Here is a 13351-nt window from a genome sequence, read left to right as displayed (position 1 = left end):
TAACTCGACGTAACGCTAGAGGAACGGGGCTTTGGGATCTTTTCCTAAGAGAACTCTGCCCAACGCTTCCATCGCTGTCGTTGGGTTGAGTACCGCATGCATCCCGGCAACGCGTACGTCCCGCCAGATACGATTCATCGGGTGGGTCTTATGGGCAGACGATCCTCCCGAAGCTCCGGCAAGCAGGTCGACCGCCTCCCAGATCATTCGGCTGGCCACACCCACGTCCGCCCACATACGTGCGCGCTGCTGCAGCGTCAACTTCGTGTTGTTTTGAGTGATTGCATCCAGGTCATCGACCGCTCGGCGAAGCAGGAGTTCAGCCGCATCGATCTTGACCGACGCCTCGGCGAATTGTATGTGCGTTACGGGAGCGTCATCCTGCTTCTCGTAGGGCGCGAATGGAATGATGCGGGATGGAGCCTTTTCCAGAAAAAGCTCAAGGGCAGCTTTGGCCATGCCCAGAGCAGGCCAAACAAGTCTCATCGCGAAAAAAGGCATCAGAGGAAGACGATAGAGTCCCTCGCTCCCCATCGGATTTCCGGCATAGTCGTATCTTCCCGAAAACGCTTTACTGACCGGCGCGATGCGTTCGTTTGTAACAAACACATCCTTCACAGACACACTGACACTCCCGGTTCCTCGCAAACCGACCGTATCCCAGTCGTTCAACAAGGTGATCTGCGATGTAGGGATCATGGCAAAGGCGGTGTCGATGACCTTCCCGGTATCGTCCTTGAGAGGAATCCCCAGACCGTCCCACTGCGCATGATGAATCCCGCTATTGAAACTCCATACCCCTTCTTCGATCAGAATCCCGTCCTCCATGCGCCTCGTCTTTACGCCACGTCCTGTCATTACGCCTGCAAGGCGAATGTTCGGCTGCGAAAACACTTCCTCCAGAACTTGCTCCGGATAGATCGCTGCGGCGATCCAGTTTCCGCCTGCGAGTAAGGAGTGGGTCCAGGATACTGATCCATCTCCCTTTCCGAGTTCCACGACCACATCCATAAAGGTGCGCAGCGAAGTCTGCAGGCCACCGTATCTCTTTGGGACGAGGACATCGAAGAGACGGGCCTGCTCCATTTCCTTCAGCGTGGACGCCGGTAGCCTGCCCAGGGTCTCTGTCTCCGCATATCGCGACCGGAGGACGGGAACCAGCGACCTCGCGGCGGCAAGCAGATCGCTCTCCGTGGTCGTTGGATCCATGGTCAAAGGTTGGCTTATCGTCGCAGCAACGGTCATAACACTCCTGAGCCTGTGTCGGTAGAGGCCAACACTAGCTTGTGTTAAGACACGCTCGCTATCCCTTCCATTCCACAAGGTAGCCGAGCCAGATTCGCCCTGAACGAATGGCACTGCAGGGGCCCGGCCGCAAGCGAATCCCTCGGTACGCGCAATATACAGAACGCAATATACAGAACATAAGTGGCCGAAAAGGCAAAACTTCCACCGGGCCGAAACGTCGAAATGAGAAAATCACTCATCCTCAACCGGATAGGAGATCCAAGCACATGAAGCTCACCGTCTTAAAGGCAGCGAAGCGCACCCTCTTCTTCGCAGGCTTGCTCGCTCTCGGCACCTCGGCCTTCGCCCAGAACAAGGCCATCGACTTCACGCCTGGCATGCCCTTCAGCAATGCCTACATCGCTGGCAACACCCTCTATGTCGCTGGTCAGCAGGGCCCCGATGACCACGGCAAGGTCACCGGCACCGATATCACCTTCCAGACCACCAGCGCCATCGCCGCCATCGAAAAGGTCGTCAAGCAGGCGGGCTACAAGTTGACGGACATCGTCTCCGTCACCGTCTACATCACCGACCTCAATGACGTTCCGGCGATGAATGCCGTTTACAAGAAGCTCATGCCAGACCCGAAGCCCGCGCGCGCTACCGTGCAGGTTGCAGGCTTGATCGGCGGAGCAAAGATCGAGATCTCCGTCGTCGCCGTCAAGGCGGGGCCGCAGATAATTCACTAGTACCCACATCAAATGAATAAGGGCCTGCCTGCTGAAGCAGGCAGGCCCTTATTCATTTGAGTTATTCCGTACGAAGCGCCAGCATTGGATCGACGGAAGCCGCTCTTCGCGCCGGAATGGCAGCCGATGCCAGCACCATCAGCGTAGCGATGACCACGCATCCGGCCAGTGTGAGTGGATCGCCCGGCACCACGCCATAAAGCTGGCTCTGCACCAGTTTCGAAAGCCCGATCGCCGCTGGAACCGCCGCTACAATCGCGATCACCGCCGTCAGCGCCATCTCCTTGAGTACAAGCATCACCACCGCAGTACGGTCGCTTCCCAATGCCATGCGCACGCCGATCTCTCGCGTGCGCTGTGCTGTGGCAAAGGCCAGCACGCCGTAGAGACCCACCGCCGTCATCAGAAGCGCCAGAGCAGAGAAGCTCGCCGCGAGCAGTGCAAGGGCACGCTCATTCGACACGTTGCGGTCAATCTGCTCTTCCATGGTGCGGATCTCCTCCGCCACCAGCTTTGGATCGTAACGATGAATGCTTTCGCGGATGGCATTCTCCACGATCTCTGGCGTCTGCGCCGTGCGGACATAGAGCTGCAGGCCGACAGGATGCGGCATCTGTGCGTAGGAACGAAACACGCCCTCCGCCACCTTGTCACGCATATCGTGGTGGAATGCATCCCCCACAACTCCAATAATGGTCAGGTCGTATTTCACGGCATTGCCGCTGCCCTCGGCCATCAACCGCCCAAGAGCATTCTGCGGCGACCCGAAGAACCGTTTTGCAAACGTAAGGTTCACGATCGCAACATGAGGCGCATCCTTCGCATCGGCGGGGGAAAAATCACGCCCCGCCAATAGCGGCTGGCCCAGCGCCGCGAAGTAATCCGGCGTGACCCACGCATCCTCAAAGTGCATGGTGTCGTCTTCATCGGTCTCAAGGTGTCCTTGCACCGCAAAAGACGAATGGCTCGAGTCGCCGGCGATCACTGGATCTGTCGTTCCCGCGGCCTGCTGCACACCGGGAACGGACCGCACCGCTTCCAACACACCCGACTCAACGCGAGGTCTGTTCGCTTCGTCGTAGCCCGCCAGGGTGGGGTCGACATCCAGCGTCATCAGATGAGAAACCTGCAGGCCGATATTCTGGCTCCGCAGATTCGTCAGCGTGCGCAGGAAGAGTCCCGCTCCACCCATCAGCAGAATGGTCAGCGCGATCTGCAGACCTACCGCCACTTTGCGGAAGCGTTGCGAGTTCTTCGAAGCCGTGCCCGTATTCTGCCGCAACGCTTCGGCCAGCTTTGGTCGCAGGAACTGCAGCGCCGGGGCCACGCTGAATGCGAGACACACGACATAGGAAAGCACGAGGCTGAACAACAGGGCACGCCCACCTACCGCCGCACTATAGGGCGAATCGATCGCTTCCTCTGCATGCATCAGCAGCCTGACCAGAGCCCGCGCGATGACCGGCGAGAGCGCAAGCCCGGCGAGGCAGCCCATCGCACCCAGCAGACCACCCTCCACCAGAAGCTGTCCCACGATCCGCGACTTCGCGGCTCCCAGCGCATAGCGCAGCGAAAACTCGCGCACACGCCCGGCGGCGCGCAGTAGTAAAAGCGTTGCCACATTGACCGCGCACATCGCCGCCAGTACGCCGACCATCCCCATCAGCACCAGCATGGGCATGCGCAGTTCGGCACGCTGTGGCATAAAGCCCGCGGAGTCGTCCATCACGGACAGGTGTGACTTGTTTAGAAAGCCTTCTTTGAACCGAGCGCCATTCTTGTAGGCCGTCAGCTCCTCTGCCCGCAGTGAATACCAGAGAGGACCCACGCTCGCTTCGGCCTGCTGGCGTGTCACCCCAGGCCTCAGCCGCGCAAACACCGTTAGCCAGATCGATTTGTGGCTGTTGAGGTCGTCTCCCGGAGCCATCCATGGCATGGCCACTTCAACCATGCTCACCGGCAGAAAGACCCTTGGGTTATATCCATCCACCGCGCTGTGAAAGCCTTGCGGAGCTACCCCGAGAACGGTGAAGGGGTGCCCGTTGATCAACAACGCCTGCCCCACGACATCCTGCGCTGCATTGAAGTGCGTCTTCCAGTAGTCGTACCCCAGGACCACGACCGGGTTGGAGTTCTTCGCTCCCTCATCGAAGGAAGTAAGCAGACGCCCAACTGCTGGCCGCAGACCGAGCACATCGAAGTAGTTTCCGCTGACCAGCTCCGCATCTTCGCTCGCTGCCTGATCGTGCCACGAGATACCCACGTTTGTGCGGCTTGCAGCCACCATGCCTGCAAAGGCAGAACTGCGGTCACGCAGGTCTTTGTACATCGGATAAGAGAAATAATTCTTCTTGCCTCCACCAAAGCCGTTCGACGAACCGGAGAAGCTTCCGCTCCACTCGAAGCGCACCAATTCCTGCGGCTTCTGCACCGGCAGCATCCGCAGCAAGACCTGATCGAAGAGCGTAAAGATGGCCGTGTTTGCGCCGATGCCAAGGGCCAGCGTGACCACGATGGTCGCCGCGAAACCAGGCGCACGCCTCAACTGCCGCAAGGCGTACCGAAGACTCTGGACAAAGGACTGCATCATGCTCAGTTCTCCTTTTGCTGCCGTAAGCCCTTATCAAGAGCATCTTGGCTACCAAAGCAGAATGGTTGGAACTCGCTCATTCTTTTATTTGTAGAATTATTCATTTGAGGAGTAACTGTCCGCAATTAGCGATTCTGTCCGTAAATGGACAGACGACTTGTTCCATAAGCGCCAGGTAACGAACGGGATACTGCCGATCGGACTGGCATCTGCGGCAAACTGGAATCCGTTATTTTTTGAATATATTCGAAGACCGGCATCAATGAGTGCATTGGCGAGTATGCGCTTCTTGAGATTTGCGGTTGGAACCTTTCGGATGTCCAACAATGCACGTCTTTGGTTTTGAAACCAAAGAGGATTCTCTTCCGCGCAGTTCACCTTTACTTCTGTTTTTTTCGAAGATCCTGAGGGATTGAAGGGAAGTGGTCTGACCAGACCTGCTAGATTCCTCTGAGGAACGCTCAATTGGTTTTGGGGGTAGAGTAGGTAACCTTGAGAATCAAACAGTTCGCCGTTGTCTTCGTTGTGCTTTTGGGTATCACTAACTTTTGCTGTGTCTCACGCCCAGGCCGCCTCCAGGACGGAGACCAGCGCCGAGGCAGACAGGATTGAACATCTGGTCCGGCCGCAGATGCAGTCTCACGGGGTTCCCGGGCTTCCAGTTGACGATTGTTCGGCATCACAAAATTGTCTTTACAGGTGCCTACGGCCTAGCCAACGTCGAGAACTCCGTACCCATGACGGATCAAACGATATTTCGCATCAACTCGATGAGTAAGGCATTCACTGGCGTCGCAGCAATGCAACTTGTCGAGGCCGGAAAGCTCAACCTCGACGCTCCGCTCTCGGGATATCTCGGCGGGCTTCTCACTTCTTGGCAGAACATCACCGTCCGGCAGATTCTCACGCACACCTCCGGCCTCCCCGAGATCGTAGACGACAACGTTCGGCTGATCGGCGACGGAACGGCGGAGGGCGCTTGGGCAAAGGTGCAGACACTTCCCCTGCAGTTCGCCCCTGGAACGCAGTTTGCCTACACCCAGACTAACTATGTCGTCATGGGGAAGATCATAGCGAAGCTCACGGGCGAAACCTTTGCCAGCTTTGTGCAACAGCGACAGTTTGACGTTGTTGCCATGAAAGGAACCAGCTACGGCGATTCCACGGATGTCACACCTCGTGTGGCTTCGCTCGGCTGGCCAGTCATGCGACGTAGCTCTCACCGTGCCATCACTCCTGTGGGTGGAGAACGGTTCACAGTGTTCGTCTATCCAGACGACGACCTAAAGATCATCGTGCTGACAAATCTTATGGGCGGATCGCCTCAAACCTTCGTCGATAAAATTGCCTCCCTCTATATTGCAGGGCTTCCGGTCAAGGTTGAATAGGAGTCTCTACAAGGCAGTGATTCTTACGCATGATAATGTCCTTTATCCTGCGTCGATCCGCTTAAGAAAGCCATCGGGCGCGCCTCTCATGGGCGCTTCTACCACGCGCTATCATTCCATCCGGACCACGTGTAGAGCAGGCGGTTCTCAACTGACGATTACAGTCAGTATGGAGTGACCGGCGCCGATGCGCCGACCGTGGGTTAAGCTGTGAGCGTCGAAGGGCGCGCAGTTCAGAGCCACAAGCGGAAGGAAGCCGGTCATGAAGGAGAAGGTACGATTTCTAGGTTTGGATGTCCATGCTGAGACGATCGCCGTGGCGGTCGCGGAGCCGGAAGGTGAGGTTCGGAGCCTGGGAACGATTCCCAACCGTGCTGAGTCTATCCGCAGGTTGATCAAGAAGCTTGGTCCGGCCGCCAAGTTGAGAGCCTGTTATGAAGCCGGGCCGACGGGCTACGTCGTGTACTGGCAGCTCGCGGAACTGGGCGTCGAGTGCGAGGTTGTGGCACCTACGCTGGTACCAGTCAAGGCTGGCGATCGAGTGAAGACGGACCGGCGGGATGCTGAGAAGCTGGCACGGTGCTATCGGTCCGGGGATCTGACGGCGGTGTGGGTTCCGGATGAGGGGTCGGAAGCGTTACGCGATTTGGTGCGAGCCCGCGAGGCAGCCAAGCAGGATCAGACCCGAGCGCGGCATCGCTTGAGCAAGTTCCTTCTGCGCTCCGGTCAGCGTCCACCGACCGGAGTCAGGCCGTGGACACGACCCTATCTAATCTGGGTCGCGCAGCTGCGTTTCACCCAGATCGCGCAAGAGTCTACGCGCCAGGATTATCTGCACGAGGTCGAGCACATGCGGGAGCGGGTCGCACGACTGGAGCAAGCCATCATGGAAGCGGTGAAGCTGGCATCTCCGGCGCTGCAACAAGTCATCAACGATCTACAGGCACTGCGCGGTATTGCAGATATCTCGGCGGTCACCATTGCGAGCGAGTTGGGCCAGGTATCTCGCTTTGAGAGCGCTCGCCAGCTGATGGGTTACTGCGGCGTTGTACCGAGCGAGGATTCCAGCGGCAAGCGAACCAGACGCGGAGGCATCACGAAGACCGGCAACGCGCACCTCCGACGCATCGTTGTCGAAGCCGCATGGAGCTATCGTCGTCCACCAGGTATCTGGTACGGTCTGCGCAGACGACAGGAGACCATTTCACAAGAGACCAAGGAGATTGCGTGGAAGGCGCAACACCGGTTGCATAAGCGATATATGAAGCTGGGCGCGGCCGGCAAGGATCAGAGGAAGATCGTCACAGCTGTAGCTCGAGAGCTGCTGGGCTTTATCTGGGCTATTGGAACCAGAGCAGAGACTGTCTCCAGGCAGCAAGTTGCAGCCTGACAATAACGCAAAAGAAAAACCTCCTAAGAAGGAAAAAGACAAGAACACTTTCAATGAACGCTGACATCCATCTCGAACACAGAGCCAGCAGCAGCCAGGGCAAGCACGAAGGAGAACCCTCGCTCGGCCTATGCGACAGGCTCAACCGGACTCGCGATAACAGTCAGAGGCAGCTCCCGACGGATCATGATTATGCGGTTTCGACCCGCGAATATCAGACTGATCAATCGTCGCTCAAAACTGCCCCGACTGCTGCTCGCTCTGTCTTCGGGAAAGGACGAAAGCAACGACAACGACAAAAACAAACCCACAGATTTGGCGGTGTTGACACGGTCACTCCATATCAGGCCGAGTCACTTGTTGATACTTGATCTAGATCACATGGTTTGTGGGGCAACGCGGAGGCCACGTCCTTGATTTGGCCGGGACGGAAACCTGCTAGGCCCCGGGGACAGCTTCCAGTGCTGCTTCCTGCTGCGCGGGTAGCAGACCCATCTCTTCGTAGATCGGCCGCATCTCCGCTTTTACCTTCGGCAACTCCAGCGCGAACCACACCGAACCCGCAACGCAGCACGCTCCCGTCACCATCACGGTATGGGCAGCACCGATGCGAGCCGCCAGCACACCGGCCAGCAGGCTTCCAAACGGAGCGGAGCCGAAAAATGCCATCGTGTAGTACCCCATCACCCGCGCGCGCATGCCCTCTTTCACCAGCGACTGGATGATGGTGTTGCTCGCAGACGCGGTCTGGATCAGGCCAAAACCGACGAAGCCCATCAGCACCAGCGAGATCCACAGCGTGTGCGAGAACCCGAAGAGGATCAGAGCGGATCCCAGCATAGTGGAGGCGATCTGCACCATGCGGACTAGACCTACCACCGACTTGCGCACTGCAAGCGAAAGCGCAGAGACCACTGCACCCACGCCCGACGCTCCCGTAAGCCAGCCCAGCGTCGTCGCTCCGCCGTGCAGCACCTGGGCCGCAAAGAACGGCAGAAGCACTGGGTACGAATAGCCCATCATGCTTCCCACCGCAAAAAGCAGAAGGATCGAGCGGATCGGGCGGAAGGTGCGGACGTAGTCCCAGCCTTCGCGCATCTCTTCCAGCATGCTGCTCGTGCGGTGGCGGACTTCCATGGGCTTGATGTGCATCAGCAGCAAGGAAGCGATGACAGCGAAGTAGCTGAAGCCGTCGAGAAGAAAACACCAGCCTTCGCCGAAGGCGCCCACCACCAAACCGGCGACGGCGGGACCGATCAACCGCGCTCCGTTGGCCATGGAGGAGTTGATGGCAATGGCATTACTCAGATCATTGCGGTCTTCGACCATCTGCACCAGGAAGGACTGCCGCCCCGGCATGTCGAAGGCGTTGATCAGGCCTTGCATGGCCGTGAGGACGATGACCTCCCATAGCGTGATGACGTGGGTCAAAGTAAGCGCCGCCAGCGCGAGCGATTGCACGGCGGCGGCGGCCTGCGTCGCCACCAGCAACTTGCGCCGATTGAGGCGCTCCACCCACACGCCCGCAACGGGCCCCAGCAAAAACGAGAGAATCTGTCCGGAAAAGCCCACGACGCCCAGAAGGAGGACCGAATGCGTCATCCGGTAGACGAGCCAACTCGTCGCCAGCCGCGTCATCCAGTTGCCAATGACGGAGATGCTCTGCCCAAAGAAGAAGAGCTGGAAGTTGCGATGCCGCAGCGAGCGCCACGCATGCGACATCGAAGCTACCGATGAAGTCGCCGGCGTGGCAACAGGCTTCACGATTGCTCAGGCGTGTTGCCGCCATGGAACCGGCCGAAGTGGCGTGCCGTGAAAAGACTTATAAGCAAACTGCCCAGCCCCAACGCGGCAACATGGCTGGTGGAATGAAGGTCAAAGCTTCCAACTCGGCAGACCAGCACATAGCCGACCACCAGATTGAAGAACCCCCAAAGCACATTCACCGTCGAGGTCGAAAGCCCCTCACCGGACGGCGTGGCAAAGGGGGTTTGAAAAGGATGCCCCGTGAGACCGCTCACACAGTGTGGAACGGCATTCGCGAGAAACATGCCACCAAAGAAATACGAGAGGTAATGATGCCATTCCATTGCAGACTCCTCGAACGCCGAAGCGTTTTTTCAGATAGGTCAGGCGTGGGTGGTCTTAAGCAGAGCAAGGACGTCCTGCGTTGTGCCGGTCTCACCCAGTCTTGGAAAGATCCGCGTCACGCTGTTGAGGTGCGCGTCTGCGTTCAGGTCGGCCATCGCATCCACAGCAAGCGTGACGTTGAACCCGAACTCCTGGGCCTGGCGCGCGGTGGACTCTACGCCGATGCTCGTCGCCACACCCGCAAGCACGACCTGCGTCACGCCCTTTTCCTTCAGGTAATCGGCGAGGCCCGTGTTTGTGAAAGCTCCCCAGGTCTTCTTCGTCACGGTGTGATCTTCCGGCTGCTGGTTCAGCTCAGGAATCAGATCAGTCCATCCTGCGGGAGGTGCATCCCCCATCCGCGGTCCCCGTTCCGACCGTCCCGGCGCGACACCGGCGACATTGACCAGGACGACTGGCAGCTTATGCGCACGAAATGCTTCGACGAGCGCAGCAGCGTGCTTGATGACCGGTTCGACGAGATCGGCGGCCGGCAAGGTGACGATGCCGTTCTGCAGATCAATGACGATCAGTGCGCTCTTGGGGTCCAGTGTGGTCAATGCCATGTGGTTCTCCTGTCCAATTCGTAACCTGAGGATATCCTCAGGTTTTCTCTCGTCTAGAATATGAGGATGTCCTCAACAATGTCAAACCAAAGGCGCAATCCCCAGCAGGAGCGGGGGGAAAAGCGTCTTTCCCAGCTCCTTGAAGCTGCCGCTTCCGTGATGGCCGACGTGGGCTACGAAGCCGCGACCATGACGCAGATTGCTGAGCTCGCCCAAGCCTCCATCGGAACGCTGTATCAGTACTTCCCGAATAAGGAAGCGCTCATGAACGCGCTTCGGCAGCAGTACATCGATGAGATGAAGATGCGCTGGGCGCCTTTCACCGCAACCCCTTCAAAACTAAGCATCAAGCAGCTCGTCGACCGGATCTTCGATATCGTCCTCGATTACATCGAAAAACGCCCCGCTTACTTCCCTCTGCTGGGTACCCCACGGGGGAACCAGCGTGACCCCTCCGGAAGAAGCTGGCTGCGCGAACACTTTGCCGCCCTCTTCCGCGAAAAACTCCCGGAGATGACGCTGGAGGAATCCTTCCGCGTCGCCAATGTCACCGTCCAGGTCCTGAAGGGCATGCATCCCCTTTATCTGGAGACCAGTCCTGAAGAAAAACAGGAGATCGTTGCAGAATTCAAGCTGCTCCTGATGAGCTACCTCAAAGCGCGGCTCAAAGCCTGAGGACGAGGCCACAAGAGAGAGAGAACTAACTTTTCTTGCCTCCCTCGCCGATTTCCGCTATCCTGAAGACTCCGCAGAAGGCCCGGCGCGACCCACTCCGCCGTACGCCCCGAAGCGAGCTGCCCCATCCTGTACCCTTGGATCGCGCTCCCACTGCGAGAACATCCACGTCCCAAACGGCGTTCGGAGCATAAGTCATGGCACAGGTTTGTCAGTATTGCGGTAAAGGTCCTCAGTTCGGTAACAACATCTCGCACGCGCACAATGTCACCAAGCGTCGTTGGAACCCGAATCTTCAGGCCGTCAAGGCAGTCGTGAACGGCGCAAACAAGCGCGTGCGCGTCTGCACCCAGTGCATCAAGTCCGGCAAGGTCACCAAGGCCGTCGTTCGCGTCGCTGTAGCCGCGTAAAGATCTTATAAGTAACGAAGAAGCCGCCGGTAACCCGGCGGCTTTCTGTGCTTCCGGAAACTTCCCTCTACAATCAGGCTCGGCTGGTCTGGAAACAGCAGATCCCTTCGCTGCGCCACGGGATGACAAAGAGGGACAGCTTAGAAATAGAAAGCGAGCCAGCGATGGAAACGCTGACTCGCCGACTTGCTAACCCACTAGTTCTTCTTCTCAAACGCCAGCGAAGCCGAGTTGATGCAGTACCGCTCCCCTGTAGGTCGTGGCCCGTCTGGGAAGACGTGCCCCAGGTGCGAACCGCAGGTGGCGCAGACGACTTCCACCCGCCGCATGCCGTACTTGTTGTCCTCGATCGCTTCGATCGCGTCCGCGCTGATTGGCTGGTAAAAGCTTGGCCAGCCCGAACCGGATTCGTACTTCGTCTCGCTTTTGAAGAGCGGAGCCTTACAGGCACCGCAGAGGTACGTTCCGTCCGCGTGGTTCTCGTACAGAGCTCCCGTGAAGGCACGCTCCGTGCCCTTCTCGCGCAACACCCTGAACTGCTCCGGAGTCAGAAGCTCGCGCCACTCCTGCTCTGTCTTATGCACTCTCGTCCGTGTCTCAGCCATACTTCACCTCACAGGGATTAGACGCCAGAAGCGGCCCGTGCGAACTAACGCCGGGCCGTCCTACGATTCCTTGGCGATGGCTTCGATTTCTACCAAGGCATCCATCGGCAGGCGAGACACCTGCACGGTCGAACGCGCCGGGGGAACTACGTCCTTCGGGGCAAGATACGTCGCGTAGATCTCGTTCATCGCGGCGAAGTCGTTCATATCCTTCAGGAACACGGTCGTCTTTACGACGTGCACCATGTCCAGGCCCGCAGCGCCCAGAACGGCCTTCAGGTTTTCGAGCACCTGCTTCGTCTGCTGCTTGATGTCGCCTTCCAGCTTTTCCGCGCCCGGAGCGCGGCCCACCTGGCCGCTGCAGAAGAGCGTGTCGCCGGAACGAATCGCCTGTGAGTACGGCCCAATCGCCGCCGGTGCATCCTTTGTCGAAACCGCTACCTTGCCCATATCGCTCATGACCGAATTTTACTCCGGCAAGCTGGAGCAGGATGAAGCTACTTCACATTCGAAGTATCCGGCGCGTGCGCCTCACCCGCCCAGTAGTTTTCCCGCGAACGGATCAGCGCATTTGGATACGTCGGGATCTTGACAGAGATCGAATGCAGGCCATCGGGCGCATTCTGCGGTATGGCAAAGCTCAACAGATAGTAGTTATGCACGTGATTCGTCAGGTCGAGAAGCCCGTTCTCGAACCCCTTCTTTGTCAGGAAGTTGATGTACTCGCCGCCACTCAGGTGCGCGAGCGTCTTAGGAACATTCTGCCGCAGCGCTTGCACCGCGCTGAAGAGCAAACCGAAGACGCCATAACTTCCCGGCGTAAACGTAGTAAGACTGCGGTAGCTGTCGCTTCCCACCGGGGAGAACGTTACTGCATCCACGACGGTGTTCGTCTTCCCAAGCTGCTCGATCACATGCCCCTCCTTCACCGTCGAGCCGTGATCGCGGGTCTCGGAGATCAGCAAAATCGCCCGCCGGTAGCGGTCGCGGCGATTCGCAAGGATAGACGCGCCATAGCTCACGGCATCCAGCGTGGCGGCGTTGTCGCTTTCGCAAGGGCCCATCTTCGCCATGCTGGAGGCCACCACATCCATATTTCGTGTAAACGGCTGCACTAGTTCGGGATGATCGCCGTAACGGACCAGGGCAATCTCCTTCGGCGCACCGCCCACGAGAGACTCGATCATCTGGGGCAGTTGGTCGATCTTGGAGTACTGCATCACGGCGGAACGTGAGCACTGTAAAAGCACCACGAGCGACAGACCGAGCGAGTCGGTATCTTCGTCCATCGTGACCTTCTGCGGAACGCCGTTGTCTTCCACAACGAAGTCTTCCGGCTTCAGACCGTAGAGGACTTTTCCTTTTACCTCCACCGTCGCAGGGACCAGTACAATCTTCGCGCCCGCCTTCAGCGTGTACTGGCCGTCGCCCGGAGCCGACACAGCGGGAACGTCCTGGGGGTTCGGAGCAGGCGTGTCCTGGGCATTCAGAGCGGGGAGATCCTGGAGGTTCAGGACTGCTGCAAGACACAACACGGCACAGGGAATCCAACGCACTCTCATGTCCTCCATCATCGCAGTTACACTTGCTTTGATGTAAAGACTACTTCCCGGGAGTC

13 protein-coding genes are annotated in these 13351 nt (G+C 58.3%); 5 read left to right on the top strand and 8 right to left on the bottom strand.

What is annotated here, in order from left to right; all coding sequences use genetic code 11:
* Positions 1-15: 15 nt before the first annotated feature.
* Positions 16-1245 carry an acyl-CoA dehydrogenase family protein gene (locus ACIPR4_RS02190; RefSeq protein ID WP_013567010.1) on the bottom strand — a complete coding sequence of 410 codons (1230 nt, stop codon included), beginning with the start codon at positions 1243-1245 and terminating at the stop codon, positions 16-18.
* Between the two features lie 269 nt (positions 1246-1514).
* Here ACIPR4_RS02190 and ACIPR4_RS02185 point away from each other — a divergent pair, with 269 nt between their 5' ends.
* Positions 1515-1979, top strand: a complete 465-nt coding sequence (locus tag ACIPR4_RS02185; RefSeq protein WP_013567009.1) for a RidA family protein — start codon at positions 1515-1517, stop codon at positions 1977-1979.
* 61 nt (positions 1980-2040) lie between these two features.
* On the opposite strand, the gene ACIPR4_RS02180 is transcribed toward ACIPR4_RS02185, so the two are convergent.
* On the bottom strand, positions 2041-4569 hold the full coding sequence (locus ACIPR4_RS02180) for an ABC transporter permease (protein ID WP_013567008.1): 2529 nt from the start codon (positions 4567-4569) through the stop codon (positions 2041-2043).
* A gap of 548 nt (positions 4570-5117) precedes the next feature.
* On the opposite strand from ACIPR4_RS02180, the gene ACIPR4_RS02175 reads away from it, so the two are divergent.
* Positions 5118-5957 carry a serine hydrolase gene (locus tag ACIPR4_RS02175; protein ID WP_083811874.1) on the top strand — a complete coding sequence of 280 codons (840 nt, stop codon included), beginning with the start codon at positions 5118-5120 and terminating at the stop codon, positions 5955-5957.
* A gap of 262 nt (positions 5958-6219) precedes the next feature.
* Positions 6220-7347 carry an IS110 family RNA-guided transposase gene (locus ACIPR4_RS02170; RefSeq protein ID WP_013567006.1) on the top strand — a complete coding sequence of 376 codons (1128 nt, stop codon included), beginning with the start codon at positions 6220-6222 and terminating at the stop codon, positions 7345-7347.
* 438 nt (positions 7348-7785) lie between these two features.
* On the opposite strand, the gene ACIPR4_RS02160 is transcribed toward ACIPR4_RS02170, so the two are convergent.
* The 3 genes from ACIPR4_RS02160 to ACIPR4_RS02150 are packed head-to-tail and all read right to left on the bottom strand — an operon-like array spanning position 7786 to position 10043.
* Complete coding sequence (locus tag ACIPR4_RS02160) at positions 7786-9111, bottom strand: MFS transporter (RefSeq protein ID WP_245536430.1); 1326 nt, start codon at positions 9109-9111, stop codon at positions 7786-7788.
* On the bottom strand, positions 9108-9437 hold the full coding sequence (locus tag ACIPR4_RS02155) for a hypothetical protein (protein ID WP_013567004.1): 330 nt from the start codon (positions 9435-9437) through the stop codon (positions 9108-9110). Before ACIPR4_RS02155 ends, ACIPR4_RS02160 begins: the two co-directional genes overlap by 4 nt.
* 39 nt (positions 9438-9476) lie before the next feature.
* Entirely contained in the window at positions 9477-10043 is a 567-nt protein-coding gene (locus ACIPR4_RS02150) for a cysteine hydrolase family protein (protein ID WP_013567003.1), read from the bottom strand.
* A gap of 78 nt (positions 10044-10121) precedes the next feature.
* On the opposite strand from ACIPR4_RS02150, the gene ACIPR4_RS02145 reads away from it, so the two are divergent.
* Both ACIPR4_RS02145 and rpmB read left to right on the top strand, forming a co-directional pair.
* The gene (locus ACIPR4_RS02145; RefSeq protein ID WP_013567002.1) at positions 10122-10718 is read left to right on the top strand and encodes a TetR/AcrR family transcriptional regulator; all 597 of its coding nucleotides are present in this window, start codon (positions 10122-10124) and stop codon (positions 10716-10718) included.
* A 197-nt stretch (positions 10719-10915) separates the two neighbouring features.
* Positions 10916-11128, top strand: a complete 213-nt coding sequence (gene rpmB, locus ACIPR4_RS02140; RefSeq protein ID WP_013567001.1) for a 50S ribosomal protein L28 — start codon at positions 10916-10918, stop codon at positions 11126-11128.
* 197 nt (positions 11129-11325) lie between these two features.
* On the opposite strand, the gene msrB is transcribed toward rpmB, so the two are convergent.
* Genes msrB through ACIPR4_RS02125 form a run of 3 tightly spaced genes read right to left on the bottom strand, consistent with a single transcriptional unit; the run spans position 11326 to position 13295 of the window.
* Positions 11326-11733 (bottom strand): peptide-methionine (R)-S-oxide reductase MsrB, encoded by a 408-nt coding sequence (gene msrB / locus ACIPR4_RS02135; protein WP_013567000.1) that lies wholly within the window; start codon positions 11731-11733, stop codon positions 11326-11328.
* Between the two features lie 60 nt (positions 11734-11793).
* Positions 11794-12192, bottom strand: a complete 399-nt coding sequence (locus ACIPR4_RS02130) for a RidA family protein (protein WP_013566999.1) — start codon at positions 12190-12192, stop codon at positions 11794-11796.
* Between the two features lie 38 nt (positions 12193-12230).
* Positions 12231-13295 (bottom strand): VWA domain-containing protein, encoded by a 1065-nt coding sequence (locus ACIPR4_RS02125; protein ID WP_187290237.1) that lies wholly within the window; start codon positions 13293-13295, stop codon positions 12231-12233.
* Between the last annotated feature and the right edge of the window lie 56 nt (positions 13296-13351).

Source organism: Terriglobus saanensis SP1PR4, assembly GCF_000179915.2.
Lineage (GTDB): Bacteria > Acidobacteriota > Terriglobia > Terriglobales > Acidobacteriaceae > Terriglobus > Terriglobus saanensis.
Note: the sequence above shows the minus strand (reverse complement) of the source record. Positions and strands in the feature narration are given on the sequence as shown.

What these genes read in the sequence shown, in the direction of transcription:
- ACIPR4_RS02145 (WP_013567002.1), top strand. Translation starts at nt 10,122, where the DNA reads ATGTCAAACCAAAGGCGCAATCCCCAGCAGGAGCGGGGGGAAAAGCGT.
- ACIPR4_RS02185 (WP_013567009.1), top strand. Translation starts at nt 1,515, where the DNA reads ATGAAGCTCACCGTCTTAAAGGCAGCGAAGCGCACCCTCTTCTTCGCA.
- ACIPR4_RS02130 (WP_013566999.1), bottom strand. Translation starts at nt 12,192, where the DNA reads ATGAGCGATATGGGCAAGGTAGCGGTTTCGACAAAGGATGCACCGGCG.
- rpmB (WP_013567001.1), top strand. Translation starts at nt 10,916, where the DNA reads ATGGCACAGGTTTGTCAGTATTGCGGTAAAGGTCCTCAGTTCGGTAAC.
- ACIPR4_RS02180 (WP_013567008.1), bottom strand. Translation starts at nt 4,569, where the DNA reads ATGATGCAGTCCTTTGTCCAGAGTCTTCGGTACGCCTTGCGGCAGTTG.
- msrB (WP_013567000.1), bottom strand. Translation starts at nt 11,733, where the DNA reads ATGGCTGAGACACGGACGAGAGTGCATAAGACAGAGCAGGAGTGGCGC.
- ACIPR4_RS02170 (WP_013567006.1), top strand. Translation starts at nt 6,220, where the DNA reads ATGAAGGAGAAGGTACGATTTCTAGGTTTGGATGTCCATGCTGAGACG.
- ACIPR4_RS02125 (WP_187290237.1), bottom strand. Translation starts at nt 13,295, where the DNA reads ATGAGAGTGCGTTGGATTCCCTGTGCCGTGTTGTGTCTTGCAGCAGTC.
- ACIPR4_RS02155 (WP_013567004.1), bottom strand. Translation starts at nt 9,437, where the DNA reads ATGGAATGGCATCATTACCTCTCGTATTTCTTTGGTGGCATGTTTCTC.
- ACIPR4_RS02190 (WP_013567010.1), bottom strand. Translation starts at nt 1,245, where the DNA reads ATGACCGTTGCTGCGACGATAAGCCAACCTTTGACCATGGATCCAACG.
- ACIPR4_RS02150 (WP_013567003.1), bottom strand. Translation starts at nt 10,043, where the DNA reads ATGGCATTGACCACACTGGACCCCAAGAGCGCACTGATCGTCATTGAT.